The sequence below is a fragment of the Mucilaginibacter lappiensis genome, from assembly GCF_050433765.1.
Lineage (GTDB): Bacteria > Bacteroidota > Bacteroidia > Sphingobacteriales > Sphingobacteriaceae > Mucilaginibacter > Mucilaginibacter lappiensis_A.
In genome coordinates this window covers 157,359-175,725 of sequence record NZ_JBNPWP010000012.1, presented here as the reverse complement: position 1 = coordinate 175,725, position 18,367 = coordinate 157,359, and the positions used below count along the sequence as shown (strand labels likewise).

Below are 18,367 nucleotides of genomic sequence, written 5' to 3'. Positions count from 1 at the left end.
CGACATCAAAAATATGCTGCAAATACAGGAAAACGTATCCCTTAAAAACTTTAACACTTTTGGTATTGATGTTTCTGCCCGGTATTTTGTAGAGATAGCACATGAGGACGAATTGGTTGAATTGTTTGCAGATCCGCAATGGCAGCAAACAGAGCGGCTGGTGATGGGTGGGGGCAGCAACCTGTTACTGGTTAACGATTTTAATGGGTTGGTGATCCGCATGAACATACGCGGTATCGAACACCGTATAAGTCACAATGATGTTTTTGTGGAAGTCGGTGGCGGCGAGGTGTGGAATGATCTGGTGAACTTTTGTGTGGCCCGCGAATATGCGGGTATCGAAAACCTGAGCCTTATCCCTGGTTCGGTAGGTGCATCGCCCATTCAAAACATTGGCGCTTATGGCGTGGAGTTAAAGGACACTTTTGTGAGCTGCAAAGCTTTTGAAATCGCTACAGGTACATTTAAAAGCTTTACCAAAGCCGACTGCAAATTTGGCTATCGCGAAAGTGTATTTAAAAATGAACTGAAAGGATTGTATATCATAGTATCGGTAAAGTTTCATTTGTCGCTGGTCCCTAATATCAATACCCAGTATGGCGCCATAGGGCAGGAGCTGGCCAGTAGGGGTATTACATTGCCTACTATTAAAGATGTTTCGCAGGTAGTATCTCATATCCGGGTATCCAAACTTCCTGATCCTTCAACAATAGGTAATGCCGGTAGTTTTTTTAAAAATCCACTGATAAGTGTTGATGAGTTTAAGGAGATCCACTCAAAATTTCCTGATGTGGTGAATTATCCGGGCGGCGATGGCCAGGTTAAATTAGCCGCGGGATGGCTTATTGAACAGTGCGGATGGAAGGGAAAAACTGTAGGAAATACCGGAACATGGAAAAATCAGGCACTGGTATTAGTGAACCATGGCGGTGCCACCGGACAGGAAGTGTACAGCTTTTCGTCGCAAATCATAGACAGTGTGTACACTAAATTTGGCGTTATGCTACAACGTGAAGTAAATATTATTAGTTAAATAATTTTATTCAAACTAAACAAATCCAGCCCTTTTTGTTCCCTTGTATAACATTTTTGTTACAAACAAACACTGGTCTCACTTGATTATTTTCAGTATTTAGTAGATATAATTTGTTGTTTATAAGATACTTAACAACATTTATAGTGTAATGGTTACACTTTGAATTTTTGTTTTTAAATTTAACTTAAAGTTTTGTCCGTGTTCAAAGTTAACCGGTAAGTGGCATCATGCTTGTCTAACACTTGTTACAAAACTTTAACAAAATGACAAAGATTGAGTTTAACACCCTAGTACTACGTCAGGCAAGTTCATTAAGGTCTTACGCCCTTCATTTTACCCATGACGCAGATGATGCTAACGACCTTGTCCAGGATACAATGTTGAAGGCCATAACTTATTACAATAAGTTTAAAGAGGGTACAAATTTAAAAGGATGGTTATACACCATCATGAAAAATACGTTCATCAACAACTATCGCCGTTTTGTTAAAATGAGCACATTTGTTACCAAGTCTGACGAGATCTCATCTCCAAACCTGGTATTCAGTTCAACAAAAAATCAAGGCGAGGCAAAGTTTGTGATGGATGATATTAAAAGAGCCCTTGACAGGTTACCCGAAGATTACTACGTACCATTTACGATGTATTTTGAGGGACATAAATACCATGAAATAGCCGATCATCTGGATATCCCTATCGGCACAGTAAAAACCCGCATTCACGTGGCACGTAAGTTATTAAAGAAGAATTTAAAAGCTTATGATAACGGTATTGCCAAACCCGTTTATGCAGAGATTTAATATATTAAACTCACTATATAGTAAAAAACCCGCTGATGAGGCGGGTTTTTTACATTTGTGTTTAAATTATCTGCGGTTTATACTTCCAACCCTGTTTGCAGGTCATAAGTATAGGATGATCCTTCAATGGTGATCTTAACTTTATGATCGCCTAAAAATATAATGGTTCCCTTATAATCCCAAATACCATCGGCGCTGCTGCCCTTAGTGGCAAACGTTGCCGAACCACTTATAACGTCGCCATTTTTTGTAGGATCAATGATCAGGGCGGTTAGCGTAAAATTATATGTCCCGGTGGTAGGTTTTTCTGATGCTTTTTTGGGCTGTACATTTGCATAAACATTTAACGAGCCACTCAGCGAAAGTTGTGAGTTTTTATTACCCGGAACCAATCTTTTAAGCACCAAAGTTTCGCCGCTTTTTGATACGATGGTGTAATTAGCTGATGTAGCCGAAACGTTTAAACTATCATAAACACTTACGCCCGACAGTACGCCACCAGTGCAAAGCACTTCATACTTTATCCTGTTCCAGATATCAAATTTGGCAGTATCACTGGCGTCAAGAGAAAACTGAAAAGCGGTATCGATCTTAAAACCGCATTGTGGGCCATCATTGGTCGACTGTATTTTAAGGCGGCCTTTATGACCAATATCCATATTTACCGGCATGTCTACTCCGTCGGCAATACTAAAGGAGCCATATTCGCCATATAATATTTGTTTAAGATTTAAAGCCACCTGGCTGCTTATCACCTTTGGGGTAACCGTACTTGAATTACGGGTGATGCTTGATTTGGTACATGCCGAATAACTTATAGCAATACAGATAAGTAACAAAAGAATGAGTTTTAACTGGTGTTTCATAATGAGGTTTGGTTAGTATTTTTACAAACTTAACTTATTATCAATGAATTAAGAAAAAAGGCAGTCAATTTATGGTATTATATGGTTGTAAGTATAAATAGGATGAATTATTACAATTTATCAGTAAATCAAATAAACAAAGCATCAATTAACTACCAAACTAATAGGGATTTTCTTAATTTCGCAACCTCATACGCGTAAACAATAAAATGGACTATCAATTTAAAGATATAGAGCAAAAGTGGCAGCAGTTTTGGGCCGATAACGGAACCTTTAAAGCTGAAGATAAAAGTGCCAAACCCAAGTATTATGTGCTGGATATGTTCCCTTATCCATCGGGTGCGGGGCTGCATGTTGGCCATCCGCTGGGTTATATTGCATCTGATATTTTTGCACGTTATAAACGCCTTAAAGGTTTTAACGTGTTGCACCCTATGGGTTATGATAGCTTTGGCTTACCGGCCGAGCAATATGCCATACAAACCGGTCAGCACCCCGCTATTACTACTGCGGATAATATTGCAACCTATCGCCGCCAGTTAGATCAATTAGGTTTTTCGTTTGACTGGAGCCGTGAGGTACGCACCAGTTCGCCTGATTATTATAAGTGGACACAGTGGATCTTTAGGCAGTTGTTCAACTCCTGGTATAATAAAGATGCCGACAAAGCGGAGTCCATTGCCAAATTAGTTGAGCATTTTGAGCAAAAAGGATCGGCCGGGATAAACGCCGTAAGTGATGAAGAAATATTAAGTTTTACTGCTGATGAATGGAAAGCCTTAAGCAACCAGGAGCAGCAGAGCGAACTGTTAAAATACCGCCTTACTTACCTGCGCGAAAGTACCGTAAACTGGTGCCCGGCTTTAGGTACCGTATTGGCTAATGACGAAGTAAAGGAAGGCTTTAGCGAGCGTGGTGGTTACCCGGTGGAGCAAAAGAAAATGTTGCAGTGGAGCATGCGCATCACCGCCTATGCCGAACGCTTGTTGCAAGGTTTGGACACTATTGACTGGCCAGAACCGCTAAAAGAAATGCAGCGCAACTGGATAGGCAAAAGTACAGGCGCGAGTGTTCGTTTTCCGTTGCCAGGTTCGGGGAGCGAGGTTCGGGAAACAGCAAATCCCGCAACCGGCAACACGAACCCCGCAACCTATATAGAGGTTTTCACCACCCGGGTTGATACCATTTTTGGTGTTACCTTTTTGGTGATAGCACCTGAGCATGAGTTGGTAGCCTCGTTAACTACGCCGGAGCAAAAGGCAAGCATTGATGCCTACATAACCCAAACCAAAAAGAAATCGGAGTTGGACAGGATGGCTGATGCCAAAACCGTATCGGGCGCGTTTACGGGCAGTTATGTGCTTAATCCGTTGAATGGCGAAAAGATCCAGATCTGGATTGCCGATTATGTTTTGGCCGGATATGGTACAGGCGCGGTTATGGCCGTACCATCGGGCGATCAGCGTGATTATTTGTTTGCCAAACATTTTAACCTGCCGATAGTACCTATCATCGACATACAAAATATTGAAACCGAGGCCGACCCGACCAAAGAAGGTACGTATATTAATTCGGACTTTATGAACGGGTTGGATTATAAGGCGGGTACCGCTGCTGTTATCGCCAAATTGGAAGCCATTGGCGCGGGCAAGGCAAAAGTAAACTTCAGGATGCGCGATGCCATATTTGGCCGCCAGCGTTACTGGGGCGAGCCGGTGCCGGTTTATTTTAAAGATGGTTTGCCTCATTTAATTGAAGAAGATCATTTGCCGTTGTTATTGCCCGAGGTTGATAAATATTTGCCAACCGAAACAGGCGAACCACCATTGGGCAGGGCAGAAAACTGGAAACATCCCGAAGGAGAATACGAATTAAGCACCATGCCGGGCTGGGCCGGTTCAAGCTGGTACTGGTACCGTTATATGGATGCCCAAAACGATAAGGAGTTTGCATCGAAAGAAGCTATTGCCTACTGGAAGGATGTTGACCTGTATATAGGTGGCAGCGAACATGCCACCGGGCACTTGTTGTACAGCCGTTTTTGGAACAAGTTTTTAAAGGATATTGATAAGGTGGTTGAGGAAGAGCCTTTTAAAAAGCTCATTAATCAGGGGATGATACAGGGCCGAAGCAACTTTGTGTATCGCTTAATTGACGAAATAGGGCGCGGTACTAACACTTTTGTTTCGCACGGGTTAATCAGGGAATACCACACTTCGCCAATACATGTTGATGTTAATATGGTAGAGAACGAAGTGTTGAATATAAAGAGGTTTAAAGAATGGAGACCTGAGTTTGCGGATGCCGAGTTTATTTTAGAAAACGGTAAATACATCTGCGGGGTTGAGGTTGAAAAGATGTCAAAACGTTATTATAACGTGGTGAATCCTGATGATATAGCGCAACGTTATGGTGCCGATACTTTGCGTATGTATGAGATGTTCCTTGGTCCGCTGGAGCAGAGCAAACCCTGGAATACCAATGGTATTGAAGGAGTGTTCAAATTCCTGCGTAAGTTTTGGAGGATGTTCCATAATGATGCCTGGGAGTTTAGCGTATCCAATGCCGAGCCATCAAAAGCCGAACTGAAATCATTGCACAAGATCATCCGCAAGGTGGAAGAAGATGTGGAACGTTTCTCGTTCAATACTTCGGTTTCCAGTTTTATGATAGCGGTTAATGAGCTTACCGATCTGAAATGTAATAACCGGGCAATACTGCAGGAGCTGGTGATCGTACTTTCATCATACGCGCCACATATTTGCGAAGAACTGTGGACCTTGCTGGGCAATCCGGCAGGCACGTTATCGTACGCGCCATTTCCAAAATTCAACAGCGCTTATTTGGTTGAGGATGAATTTGCTTACCCGATATCCATCAACGGTAAAACAAAAATGAACCTCAATGTATCACTAAGCCTGGAGCCAAAGGATATTGAAGCCTTTGTTTTGGCCAATACCGATGTACAACGGTACCTTGACGGCAAAACCCCTAAAAAGGTAATTGTGGTTAAAGGAAGAATTGTAAATATGGTGGTGTAAGCCTTCAAGTTCCTTAAGAGGGCTATAGTCTATTTTGTCATCCTGAGGAACGAAGGATCTATCCGGCGATATGCATAGTTCGCGAGTAGATCCTTCACTGCGTTCAGGATGACAAATCAAAAACAATCATCGCAGACGAATATAAGTCGGAATCAGCTAAAGAAAGAATCCTGTAAATCCTTTAATCTGAAAAATCAAGATTCAGACAAAGAAGATAGCGTGTAGTGCCTGCCCACTATACTTCGACGAGTTCGGCAATGACATCATTATTCCTTTATTTATCCTTCATTCCCGTGGCATTGATGCCATTACAAATGCCCACTCAAGCGACTTATCGAATTAACATGATGTTTACATAACCTTAGTGTAACATATACATTACAATTTTAGTTTTATTAAAAAAATAACCATTTGGGGTGTAACATTTGAACTACTTTCGCCTCCAATTACGAAAATACATAGCGAATGAAACGTTTTTACATATTTATAGCAATTTTTTGTTTTGCACTTTCTGCAAAAGCCCAGTTTGGTGTGGGGGGCGGCGGACCATCCACAACGGGCCGGATATCCGGTACGGTGATTGATTCCGTTACCAAAAAACCAATGGACTATACTACTGTAGGTTTGTACCGCACCGGCGGGAAATCGCCCATAACAGGTGTGGTTACTGACGAAAAAGGAAACTTTAAACTGGATAATATAAAGCCAGGCAGTTACAAATTAGTAATATCATTTATTGGTTATCCATCAAAAACAATTGATCCGGTTGTTACTACGGCATCAAAGCCCGATAATAAACTGGGCTCGGTTTTTATATCACCAGGCGCTAAATCATTAGCCCAGGTTAATGTAGTAGGCCAGGCACCCCTTATCGAGAACAGGATTGATAAGATTGTTTACAATGCCGAAAAAGACCTTACCGCCGCTGGTGGTAATGCAACGGATGTGCTGCAAAAAGTGCCTTTGGTAGCGGTTGATATCAATGGTAACGTGTCTATCCGTGGTGATCAAAACGTGCGTGTATTGATAAACGGAAAACCATCAGGCGCTACATCGGCCAGTTTATCTGATGTATTGAAAACCATCCCTGCCGATCAGATCAAAAGCATCGAGGTAGTTACTTCGCCATCGGCCAAGTATGATGCTGAGGGCTCTGGAGGTATCATCAACATCATCACTAAACAAAAAAATGTTTCGGGATTTAGCGGCTCCGTGAGCGGTGGTGTGGGTACACGTCAAAACAATGGTAATATAAACCTAAACTATAACAAGAACCGCTTTAGTTTAGGGATAAACGCGGGTGGTAATTTAACGTGGCCACAAACGTCAATTACTACTTTTGACCAAATGATTACCACGCCGGCCCATGGCGATACAGCGGCAGTTAACCTGCATAACCATAATGATTTAACAAGCCGTATCAAAAGGCATGGTGCTATAGGTTCGGTTACCGCAGGTTATGAGTTTAACGCGTTCAATAGCATTAACAGTACATTCAGGCTTAATGATGGCGGTTTTAATACCGATGGCGGCGGAACGTATAATAGGAACCTTAACGGTACCGCGTTGCAATACTTAGGCAGTACAACATCGCACAATCACTTTGGCGGGTTTGACTGGAATGTTGATTACACCCATAAATTTAAAAAAGAAGGCCATGAATTTACAGTTTCGGGTCAGTGGAGCCATAGTGATATAACTACCGATTACTCAAGTCAATTTACAGCCATTAACCCAAGTCAGATAGGTAGTAACAACGGTAAAAATAACGAGTACACTTTTCAGGCCGATTATACTTTGCCGGTGAGCAAACTGTTAAAAATAGAGGCTGGTGGTAAAACCATACAGCGCCGCATTAACAGTAACTATGATATATTTTCGACAGATGAGCAGGGTAATAACGCGGTACGTGATTCATTAAACTCTAATTTGTATGATTACAATCAAAATGTTTATGCCGGTTATACTGTATTAACATTCACCCTGCCAAAAAGCTACTCGATATTGGCAGGTGGCCGTATTGAAAATACCAGGATCAAGGGCGATCCGCAGAACCCTTTCCAGGATGCAAGCAGTGGTTTGTTCCAAAATTTAGAGCCATTTAATGCCAGTTATACTACTTATATCCCAAGCTTAACCATACAAAAGCAGTTTGGTAGTCAAACAATAAAGTTATCATACAGCAAACGTATTCAAAGGCCAAGCCTGCAATTCTTAAATCCGTTTATTAACCGCAGCAACGTGCAAAACCAAACTGTAGGTAACCCTAATTTATCGCCAGAAACTTCACAAACGGTTGAGTTAGGGTACAATACCTTCATCAAATCATCAGTGCTTAACTTTTCGGTTTATTACAAGAAAACCAATAACCTGATTGAGGGTATCGCATCGCCGTTAACAGAGGTTATACATGGCGATACTATACAAGGTACGCGTACTACCTATTCAAACGTGGGTACAAACAAATCATTCGGTGCCAGCTTTTTTGGGTCGGTAAACCCGATAAAAGCGTTAACCATACGTGCAAGTATCAACGCATTCACTTACAGCCCTACTCCTCAAGGCGTATTTGTTGATAATTCATCAGCAACAGGTACTTACTTACAATATTCTGCTTTCGGAAGCGCTTCATTGCAGGTTACCAAGAGCTTAGTGGCCGAATTATTTGGCTTTACCAATTCATCGCGCAGAACCATACAGGGAACCAACCCGGCCTTTGGTATATATGCCTTTGGTATCAAGAAGCAATTCATGGAGAAAAAATTATCTATCGGGTTTAATACCGTGCAACCATTTGCAAGAGACAAAGCCTTTAACCAGAATATAAACAGCCCGGGCTTTACACAAACCAGCTCAACAGCGTTTCCGTTCCGTTCATTTGGTTTAACCTTTAGCTATAGCTTTGGTAAATTGAACTTTAGCAACCCTAACCAACAGAAAAAAGGTGTTAATAATGACGACCAGAAGCAAGGTGACCAGGGCGGTGGCCAGGGTGGTCCACCAGCAGGCGGCAGATAAAATTCAGGACTGTTAAAACAGGAATCAGGATTTATAACAAACAAGGCCCGGGAATTTTCCCGGGCCTTGTTTGTTATAGGATAACCACTCCGTCATTGCGAGGCACGAAGCAAGAAGCCTCACCCAACCCTCTCCAAAGGAGAGTGCTTAAAATGCTTTTAAAGTCTCCCCCTTTGGGGGAGATTTAGAGGGGGCTCCTTCGCAATGGCGCGTTTTATCATTACTGACACTTATCCTGATTCTTGATTCTTATCTCTTGTTTCTTATGCCTACTCCGCTTCCACATCAATCCCGATCTGTTTTAGCAGGAGCGATGCGTTGAAGGTTTTGCACTCACCATGTTTTATTTTATAGTCGAACAGCATTTCGCCGTCTTTTACTTGTATGTCAAAATAAAAGTTACGTACGTAGTCAGGATATTTGGTTTCCAGGTGGGCAATCTGTAAGTCGTGGGTGGCCACCATACCAACCGCGTTTTTCCTGATCAGCTGCTCAATTACAGCTTTCGATCCCAGGTATTTATCAACCGAGTTGGTACCGCGTAGCATCTCATCAATCAGGAAAAAGATCTTGGGTTCATTCTCCACAGCGGCCAGGAGCATTTGCAGGCGGTCGAGTTCAGCTTTAAAGGTCGAGGTACTCTCGTTTAGCGAATCCTTGATCCGCATATAGCTGATCATGGTAATTACGGATAACTGCATGGTTTTAGCGCATACAGGGGCGCCGCAAAGAGCCAGTACGGTGTTGATGCCTATGGTACGTAAAAATGTGCTCTTACCCGCCATGTTTGATCCGGTAATGATATCGATCTTAAAGGTATCATTCAGTTCATAATCATTTTCAATGCGTTTAGAGGCATCAATAAGCGGGTGTGCAAGTGCCGTGGCTATCAGGGTATAACTGGGTTTATCATCAATATGCGGGAAACTCCATTCTGGATAATTGATAGTAAGACCGGCTAAACTGATCAGTGATTCAAACTCGGCTATCACATCAAAGGCAGCTTCGAGGCTTTCGGTGTTCTGGCGTTTCCAGTTCTCGATAGCTATAACCTGGCGTATATCCCACAAAAAAAACAAGTTCAGGATAAACCCGATGATCATATTTAAATGATAATTAAGCTTATTGATGAGCGCTGCAAGCTCCTTTATTTTGTTGGATGTTTGACCTGTTTTTAGTTGATGTGCCAAACCTGCATTATATGCGGCCTGCCATTGCTCTTCTTCAATGCGTTTAAATACACCGGCATAATTGGCTAAGGTATCGCCTATTTTACCGGCTATCATGTCGGCTTTGGTAATGTACATGGCTTTTGAAAATACAATGCCCATGTTTATTAAACCCACAAAAATAGCAACAAGCCTCATTACAGGAAAAAACCAGGCCAGTATCAATAGCGCGGTGAACAGGTACGGAGCGATTTTTGCGTATAGCCCAAGCCATTTTTCGCCCGGCATGTTTAGTGGCAGGTGCAGGTATCTGAAAAGGTTTTTTAGCTGACTGGCATCCTGTTGGATAGCAAAAAACAGCCTGGTTTGTATGTCAAGCTTCCAGTTATTTTTAGTCGCGATTTCCTGAACAGCAGCCTGCCTGGGTAAAATAACTTCTTTTGCCGATGGCTTATCAAACCATTGGGCCAGCTTGTTATTACCTGTTGATGTAGCTGTACGGTTTACCAGTTGATACAGAGAGGCATTACCGAAAATGTCCAGATCGGCGGTGTAAAAATGCTTGTCGCTGGCAAAGCGCGATCCGTCATTGTACATATTGGCATGGCTTTGTATACTGGCTATCTCGTTATTGTTTACCTGTTGCAGGTCGTCAAAGTATTGCTTTTGGCGTTCATACCTGCTTTGGCGCGATACCAGCCAGGCGAAGGCAAAAACGAGCGCGATAAAGGCTACAGCTACTATGCTAAAGTTATCTTGTTGTACAGCAAAATAAATAGCCACCACTATCAATGCAAAAATGCTAAGCCTGAGCAGTGAGTAAGTATTGGCCAGTTTTTTATATTTATCAGCCTCCTGGCCAGCCTCATTGGCCCTTTTCTTATAATCGTTAATAATATCCTGTTCCATTATCCCTGTTAAAAAAGTTGTAGCTAAATAAACACATATATTTTAAATAAACGTTTATTTGTTCAATATATGAAGATCACCTTTTTAACCGTTGGTAAAACCGAAGATGCCTATTTAAAAGAAGGCATTGATAAGTATGTAAAGCGCTTAAAGCATTACACTAAACTGGAACTGGTTGAAATTAACGAACTGAAAAATACAAAAGCTCTGAGCGCCGAACAACAGAAAGCCAAAGAGGCCGAGCTGATCCTGAAAAAAATAACCCCGCTTGATCATGTAATATTAATGGACGAAAAGGGTAATGAGTACTCATCGACCCAGTTTGCGGCTTATATTAATAAAAAGGAGATCAGCTCATCAGCCAACCTTATTTTTATAATTGGCGGTCCCTATGGTTTTGATCCATCGGTTTACCAGCGGGCCAATGATAAAATATCCCTTTCGCGCATGACGTTCTCGCACCAGATGGTACGCCTGTTTTTTGTAGAACAACTATATAGGGCCTATACTATTATAAAGGGGGAGCCTTATCATCATGAATAATAATTGTCTGAACCGGGATTAAGCGGATTTATCAGATTGTTGGATTTTGATTTTGCATTTAGGAAAAATCGAGGTAATCCCTTAACCCGTTTAATCCGGGTTCAGATGAATTTTTGATTAAGACAAACATCTGTATAGCTGAAATTTGCATATCTGCGCAGCAAAAATCATATCTTTGTTATATGTCAGCAGGTCACGATCATTCACATGCACACGGTCATCATCACCATGACCATGCTCCCAAGCTGGATCATTTGAATACCGCATTTATTGTTGGTATCATTTTAAATTCCGTTTTTATAGTTATTGAGGTCATTGCCGGCTTAACAACACATTCACTATCGTTATTAACCGATGCCGGACATAATCTGAGTGATGTTGCCTCATTGGCGCTGGCACTGCTTGCGTTTAAGCTGACCAAGGTGAGCGCCAATAGTAAATATACTTATGGCTATAAACGGTCGACTATCATTGTGTCCTTTTTTAATGCCCTGATCTTGTTTGTAGCGGTGGGTTTTATTGTTTACGAAGCCATTATGCGCTTTATGAACCCCGAGATCATATCGGGCAGTACCATGGCATGGGTTGCTTTTATAGGTATTGCTGTAAACGGTTTTACCGCGTGGCTTTTTGTGAAAGATAAGGATACCGACCTGAACGTTAAGGGTGCCTACCTGCATATGGCGGTTGACGCTATTGTATCATTTGGTGTAGTGGTATCGGGCGTTATTATCTATTTTACCAGGTTGTATTGGATTGATAGCGTAGTGAGTTTAATTATAGGTTTTGTGATACTACGCGGCACCTGGAGCCTGCTTAAAGATAGCCTGCGCCTGGAAATGGATGGTGTACCCAAAGAAATGGACCTGAAAAAGATCAGGACCGAACTAATGAAAGGCAAAGGGGTAGTTGATGTGCACCACATGCATGTATGGGCCTTAAGTACCACCGAAAATGCCCTGACCGCGCATTTGGTAATAAAACCCGAAGCTATGACCGATTTCGACAACATTAAACACGACCTGCGCCACCGCCTGGAACACCTTGATATAAGTCACAGTACCTTTGAACCCGAGTTTGCTGATGAAAAATGCAATCAGCCGGAGTGTTTGTAAGGGATTTAATATGACTTATCCAATCAATTATAAGGCAATTACTCCTGATATTGACTTTTATCCTGAATTAAAAGCAGTACATGAGGAAGCCAAAAACTACTTGTTGGGTTTTAAATGGTGTACGGAAATAAAGAATAGTTTTCTTTATACCAATCTTGGAAATACTTTTTGTATTTTTCTTTTTGAGATAATAAACCCGCAAAGCAACGAGGATAATTTTTTATGGGTCATAGTTGGCGATATTCCGCCAATGTATTTGGATGTTTGTGGTCCCCAAACAACAAAAGAAGTAGTTGAAGATTATATTGGTCTGGCGGAAGATTGGATCAGTCATGTCAAGGGTGGAAAACCCTGTTGATGAATGTTATCCATTTAATGCCGAACCAACTATTGAGATAGTAGAACTTTTAGAAAAAAGAGTATCATTCATGAAAAATACTTTATTGGATAACATGGAAGATGTAGCATATCATCTAAGTAAATAATTCTTACTATTTTAAGGCATTATTTAATCTATAATGAAAACCTCAAACAGACGCAAATTTATTACAACCACGGCCGCGCTGGCTGCGGGTACGATAGCCGCATCGGCAATGCCTTTAACAGTTCAGGAAAAAGAGGCGTGGCCGGTGGTACACCACGTATTTTTCTGGCTTAAAAATCCGGGTTCAACCGAGGACCGCGATAAACTGGTGGCTGGTGTAAAAACCTTATCAAAAATTGAAACAGTACGCAAACTGCGTGTAGGCGTTGTAGCCAGTACCGAAAAACGCGACGTAGTTGATAACAGCTGGGCCGTATCTGAACTGATGTTCTTCAGCGATCTGGCCGGACAGGCTACTTATCAAACCCACCCCATACACCTGGAGTTTATTAAAAATTGCAGCCACCTTTGGGAAAAGGTTATTGTGTATGATGCGGTGGATGCTTAAGATGGTGCGGTGAAAACACCGACCATAGGCTAAAACGTCATTGGGAGAAGCCCCCTCTAAATCTCCCCCAAAGGGGGAGACTTTAAAAAGCATTTTAAAGCCCTCTCCTTTGGAGAGGGTTGGGTGAGGCTTCGTTCCTCGTAATGACGGGATGGAGTATTTAGAATGGCATACAAGAAAAAAGCCGAAATTATTCGGCTTTTTTGGTGGCTTTTTTAGCCTTGGGTTTTGGTGCTGCGGCGGGTGCCGGTTCAGCAATTTCTTCAACAGCTACAGGTTCTTCGGCAACCGGTGCTTCAGCATCTGCCGGGGCAACTGTTGGGTCGGCTTCGTTAAAAAGCGGCAGGTCTTTAAGCAGTTGATACCATGATATCACCTTTTTCATGTCCGAAGCATAAACTTTCTCTTCGTCATGATCAGGGGCTACTTCAAAAAAGAACGCCCTTAGTTTTTTGCCATCGGCTTTAGCATCAGGTATACTGGCAGCGTTTTTCATTTGCTCAAACACATCTGTAAGCTTAATATCCTCGTCAACACCAAAAATGGTGATTTCGCTCAAGGCAGCTAATTTGGCGGTTGATAAGTTGGCCACCAATTTGGTTTTTTGAGCATCAAGGCTCTCCAGCACATAACCATTTTTATTTTGCGCCAAAGCTTTCCATAAGCCCGGTTTGCCCGATACTGCTACAATTCCTTGTAAATTCATTTGTTTTATCAGTTGTGAGTTTTGAGTATTGGGTTTTGAGTGAAGTTTTAAACTCATCACTCAAAACTCCCAACTCTTTACTAATTAATCTTCTATTACTTCGATAGTTAAAATTTTATCGCCCTGGCGTATAGCATCAACCACATCAACGTTTTCAATAACTTTACCAAAAACGGTATGGTTACGGTCTAAATGCGCGGTGTTAGCACGGCTGTGGCAGATGAAAAATTGTGATCCGCCGGTGTTGCGGCCTGCGTGTGCCATTGAAAGTACACCACGGTCGTGGTATTGGTTTTCGCCGGTTAATTCGCAATCAATTTTGTAACCCGGGCCACCAGCGCCGGTACCGGTTGGGTCGCCACCTTGTATCATGAAATTAGGGATAACGCGATGGAAGATCACATTATCATAAAAGTTTGATTTAGCTAATTTTTTAAAGTTAGCAACGGTATTAGGTGCATCATTGTCGTAGAATTCTACGGTCATATCACCCTTTTCGGTTTTAATAATTGCTTTGCTCATTTTAATATGTTTTTTTGAAAACAGTTGGCAAAGGTAATAAAAAGCAGGTGAAAGGAAAAGCATTTGAAGGTGAAAGGTTAAAGGACAAAGGCGAAGGGCATAGGAGCAAAAGATAGAGGCCCAATCGTAATACATTAACCGTTTATTCGTTACATTTGATAATCAACATCAAATAAAATCATACCGAATAGTGAATAATCAAATCCATAAAACACACCCTTCACCTTTCACCTTTCGCCTTTTACCTTTTTGTTTGCTTTTTCTCCTTTTACCTATCCTCACCAGGGCCGCTTCTATATTGATCCCTATGGATGATGAGCAAAAGGATCATCTGAAATCATACGGTATAGCGTTCTGGACATTGAAGAATGGCCAGGAGGTTGACTGGCTGCTGAATTATCGGGGCGGTAGTTTTATGATGAAGTACGACCCCAAAATTGAGGAAGAGTGTAAGGTACGCGGGGTGAGCTACCAGGTACTGGCCGATGCCAAAGCAAATGAGATTGTTAACGAGGTAAGCGACCCCTCTGTAAATATGGATATTGTGAAGCTGGAGAAGGCACCAAAAATGGCAGTTTATTCGCCCAAGAATAAGCTGCCCTGGGATGATGCGGTTACATTGGTATTAAAATATGCCGAGATACCTTATGATGTGGTATATGATGAAGAAGTGATAAAAGGCGACCTGCCTAAGTACGACTGGCTGCACCTGCATCACGAGGATTTTACCGGGCAGTATAGTAAATTTTATGGCGCTTTCAGGTTTGCCCAGTGGTATAACGACGATGTAAAAGGGCAGGAAGATCTGGCCCGCAAGCTGGGATTTAAAAAGGTATCGCAAATGAAACTGGCGGTGGCTAAAAATATACGTGATTTTTGTGCCGGTGGTGGTTTTCTGTTTGCCATGTGTTCAGGTACCGACACTTTTGATATTGCCCTTGCTGCAGCCAATACTGATATTTGCGAAACTATGTTTGATGGCGACGCAGCCGACCCGGATGCGCAATCGAAACTTGATTTTAGCCAGACATTCGCTTTTCAGAATTTTACGCTGGATATGAACCCGGTATCGCACCAGTTTAGCAATATTGATGTTACCAGTACCCGGCAAATTGACCGTACCCGGGATTTCTTTACTTTGTTTGATTTTTCGGCCAAGTGGGATGTAGTACCCAGTATGCTCACCCAGGATCATGATAAGGTGATAAAGGGTTTTATGGGTTTAACAACTGCATACAATAAGAACATGCTTAAGCCCGGAGTAACCATTATGGGCGAAATGAAAACAGCTAACGAAGCCCGCTACATACATGGCGAATATGGCAAGGGCCAATGGACATTTTACGGTGGTCACGACCCGGAAGATTATCAACACGCAGTAGGCGATCCGCCGACTGATCTTAAACTTCATCCTAACTCACCCGGCTATCGCCTGATATTGAATAATGTATTGTTCCCGGCCGCCAAGAAAAAGAAACAGAAAACGTGATTTTACTTGGTTGCGGGTTTCGAGGAGCGAGGTTCGGGTTTTACTCGTTACCCGCAACTGGCAACTGGTTCCCGTAGCAAGGTTCGGGTCTTACTTGTTACCCGCAACTCGCAACCCGCTCCCCGAACCTAACTATCCCCGAACCTAATTATAAAATGTCCAGCTTACGCCAAATTTTAGCAGGTGATCCTGTTGCGGATAGCGGTTCACGGTATAATATCCTTTGCTTGATAAACCCTGGTTGGCATAATCATACATCAGGAATAAATTGGTACGCTGCAGGGTAGCCTTAAAATAAATTGCCGCAACCGGGTACGACGAAAAGGTAACATTGGGCCCGTTATAAAACTGCCCTATACCAACCGCGTATGATGGCGCTACATACTCAGTATTGTAACGCACATTTATACCAAAACTTGAGTGTAGCACATTAAACAAGGTTCGGCTGAAGTATAAATTGCTGTAGGCATAAACCTCGGGCGTGCGCAGGGTTGACTGGTAGTCTGTTTTTTGGTAAACCACATAATTATCAAAATGCAGGCTGCGCCATTTTAAATTTTTACCGATGCTAATCTTAAGCAAATTTATATCATTACTTAATTGAGCGGGATGCGCATCAATGCCACCGGGTTGTGCAGTAAAATACAGGTAATTTGCTATTAAAAAATATTCGGCTTTTATATCAAGCTGCAGCGGATTATTGATATAGTTAAATGATAAACTGGTAGTTTTTTGATTGCTAAAATCATTATGGAAAATATAATGATTGGATATCCAGTCGGTATATATCAATGGCGGCGAGCTGTTTTGAGAGTAGGCTTCTAAAATGATTTTACCAACCCTGCCGCCTCCCGCAAGTATAAGTTTGGCATCATAAAAATAATTACCAAAATCGCGTCCCTGTACTATTTGTCTTAAATCGCCTTCAAAACCAATACGGTCGCTAAAGCGATAACTTAACTTTGCTTTGAGGGTAATATCCTGGAAGGTTGAATTTTGTACTTTGGCCTGATGTATAAATTGGGCTCCGTATTGGTTTAAGGTAGTATCGCTTACATACTGCGCGTAGTGCCAAAAATCATGTACAAGGCCCAGGTCAAGCTTCAACTCATTTTTTACAAACTTTACTGATTTGCTTCTGAGGTAAAAACTGTACGAAAACTCATTTTGGATGTGCGTATATACCAATGAGTCGCGTGATCGCCGGTCGCTGAAATAATAATCCGGAAATACGTTATAAGTATCCTGATCGCTCTGAATGTAATTGTACCTGCCATTCTGTACATTAAAAGTATGGGCAACCCGCTGCGTAGGTAAAATTTTTGAATTTTCTTTATCCTTATTTAAGCTGTCAAGGTGGCCTATATAATAAAACTGCTTAATATAAATACCCTTATTGTTCCAATTTTCATAACTATTGGGCAGGCGTACCGGCAAAGAATTTTTAAAGATAAGTGTATTCGGACTGCTGGTAAAAACAGAGTCATTTAATATGGAGCCCGTTTCAGGGGCTTTTAAGTTATTAAATGTGGCATTGGCCAATAGGTTATAACGCTTGCTCTTTGATTCGTACCAGGTAAATAAAGCCGCGTTAAGGCCGCTTACATTTTGACCAAGTACATTGCTGCTGCTGTAAAATCCCTTTGAGCCGTTAAAGTTTAAATTAAAACCAACATTCCAGTTGGGTTTAATATTTTGCGTATGGATCACCTTAAACAATTGCTCGGCCGAACTTCCGAAACCATTAAAAAGGGTGAGTAAAGTATAAGGCACCCGGGCATTATAATATTTTATATCCTGAGGTTGTAAAGTATAAATATCAAGGGCATGCATGCCCACATCAAAGCCTATTGTTTTAACCGGCTCAAACAACAAACTTCTTTGTGATAGTCCGGTGTTGCCCAAATGTATGCGTGGGTTTCGCGGGTCAAGCAGTGGGCTATAGTTTTCAAAATTGGCAATGCCCGTATCAATTGGAAACGTTTGGGTGCTATCGTTTAGCAGATTCTCGTTAGTTACCTTTATAAACTTGGAATTATATACAATAGAATCTCTTTTATTTTCTTCTTTTTTGCGCAAACTATCCAGCAATTCGTCATCACTAACCTTTCTTTCGGGCTTAACCGTGTCGCGGGTAGATAACGGCCTTTGCCGGGTGGTTTGGTTATACTGCGCAAAAGCAGAATGCGCCGATATGCACATCAGTAACAGTAAAATATAT

The 18,367-nt window shown here is 41.9% G+C and carries 14 protein-coding genes; 9 read left to right on the top strand and 5 right to left on the bottom strand.

Going from position 1 to position 18,367, the window contains the following annotated elements:
- The first annotated feature begins 13 nt into the window (after positions 1-13).
- Positions 14-1,033, top strand: coding sequence for a UDP-N-acetylmuramate dehydrogenase (gene murB, locus M2273_RS27310; protein WP_429400952.1), 1,020 nt, complete (start codon positions 14-16; stop codon positions 1,031-1,033).
- A 266-nt stretch (positions 1,034-1,299) separates the two neighbouring features.
- The gene (locus M2273_RS27305) at positions 1,300-1,836 is read left to right on the top strand and encodes an RNA polymerase sigma factor (RefSeq protein ID WP_429400951.1); all 537 of its coding nucleotides are present in this window, start codon (positions 1,300-1,302) and stop codon (positions 1,834-1,836) included.
- Positions 1,837-1,913: 77 nt separating this feature from the next.
- On the opposite strand, the gene M2273_RS27300 is transcribed toward M2273_RS27305, so the two are convergent.
- Complete coding sequence (locus M2273_RS27300) at positions 1,914-2,702, bottom strand: hypothetical protein (RefSeq protein WP_429400950.1); 789 nt, start codon at positions 2,700-2,702, stop codon at positions 1,914-1,916.
- Between the two features lie 209 nt (positions 2,703-2,911).
- Between M2273_RS27300 and leuS the strand changes: the two genes are divergently transcribed.
- The gene (gene leuS, locus M2273_RS27295; protein WP_429400949.1) at positions 2,912-5,743 is read left to right on the top strand and encodes a leucine--tRNA ligase; all 2,832 of its coding nucleotides are present in this window, start codon (positions 2,912-2,914) and stop codon (positions 5,741-5,743) included.
- Between the two features lie 465 nt (positions 5,744-6,208).
- Positions 6,209-8,761 (top strand): TonB-dependent receptor domain-containing protein, encoded by a 2,553-nt coding sequence (locus M2273_RS27290; RefSeq protein ID WP_429400948.1) that lies wholly within the window; start codon positions 6,209-6,211, stop codon positions 8,759-8,761.
- A gap of 269 nt (positions 8,762-9,030) precedes the next feature.
- Here M2273_RS27290 and M2273_RS27285 read toward each other — a convergent pair whose 3' ends face one another.
- Positions 9,031-10,839 carry a MutS-related protein gene (locus M2273_RS27285; protein WP_429400947.1) on the bottom strand — a complete coding sequence of 603 codons (1,809 nt, stop codon included), beginning with the start codon at positions 10,837-10,839 and terminating at the stop codon, positions 9,031-9,033.
- Between the two features lie 69 nt (positions 10,840-10,908).
- Between M2273_RS27285 and rlmH the strand changes: the two genes are divergently transcribed.
- From rlmH to M2273_RS27265, 4 genes are all read left to right on the top strand, one after another.
- On the top strand, positions 10,909-11,382 hold the full coding sequence (rlmH, locus tag M2273_RS27280; RefSeq protein WP_429400946.1) for a 23S rRNA (pseudouridine(1915)-N(3))-methyltransferase RlmH: 474 nt from the start codon (positions 10,909-10,911) through the stop codon (positions 11,380-11,382).
- 182 nt (positions 11,383-11,564) lie between these two features.
- The gene (locus M2273_RS27275; protein WP_429400945.1) at positions 11,565-12,497 is read left to right on the top strand and encodes a cation diffusion facilitator family transporter; all 933 of its coding nucleotides are present in this window, start codon (positions 11,565-11,567) and stop codon (positions 12,495-12,497) included.
- Positions 12,466-12,855: a hypothetical protein gene (locus M2273_RS27270; protein WP_429400944.1), complete on the top strand. Its 390-nt coding sequence runs from the start codon at positions 12,466-12,468 to the stop codon at positions 12,853-12,855. The genes M2273_RS27275 and M2273_RS27270 overlap by 32 nt, the downstream gene beginning before the upstream one ends.
- Positions 12,856-13,015: 160 nt before the next feature.
- Complete coding sequence (locus M2273_RS27265; RefSeq protein ID WP_429400943.1) at positions 13,016-13,429, top strand: Dabb family protein; 414 nt, start codon at positions 13,016-13,018, stop codon at positions 13,427-13,429.
- Between the two features lie 190 nt (positions 13,430-13,619).
- On the opposite strand, the gene M2273_RS27260 is transcribed toward M2273_RS27265, so the two are convergent.
- Both M2273_RS27260 and M2273_RS27255 read right to left on the bottom strand, forming a co-directional pair.
- Complete coding sequence (locus tag M2273_RS27260; protein ID WP_429400942.1) at positions 13,620-14,135, bottom strand: DUF5606 domain-containing protein; 516 nt, start codon at positions 14,133-14,135, stop codon at positions 13,620-13,622.
- A gap of 84 nt (positions 14,136-14,219) precedes the next feature.
- Positions 14,220-14,657, bottom strand: coding sequence for a peptidylprolyl isomerase (locus tag M2273_RS27255; RefSeq protein ID WP_429400941.1), 438 nt, complete (start codon positions 14,655-14,657; stop codon positions 14,220-14,222).
- Between the two features lie 307 nt (positions 14,658-14,964).
- Between M2273_RS27255 and M2273_RS27250 the strand changes: the two genes are divergently transcribed.
- On the top strand, positions 14,965-16,146 hold the full coding sequence (locus M2273_RS27250; RefSeq protein ID WP_429401044.1) for an asparagine synthetase B: 1,182 nt from the start codon (positions 14,965-14,967) through the stop codon (positions 16,144-16,146).
- 144 nt (positions 16,147-16,290) lie between these two features.
- Here M2273_RS27250 and M2273_RS27245 read toward each other — a convergent pair whose 3' ends face one another.
- Positions 16,291-18,348 (bottom strand): putative porin, encoded by a 2,058-nt coding sequence (locus tag M2273_RS27245; protein WP_429400940.1) that lies wholly within the window; start codon positions 18,346-18,348, stop codon positions 16,291-16,293.
- Between the last annotated feature and the right edge of the window lie 19 nt (positions 18,349-18,367).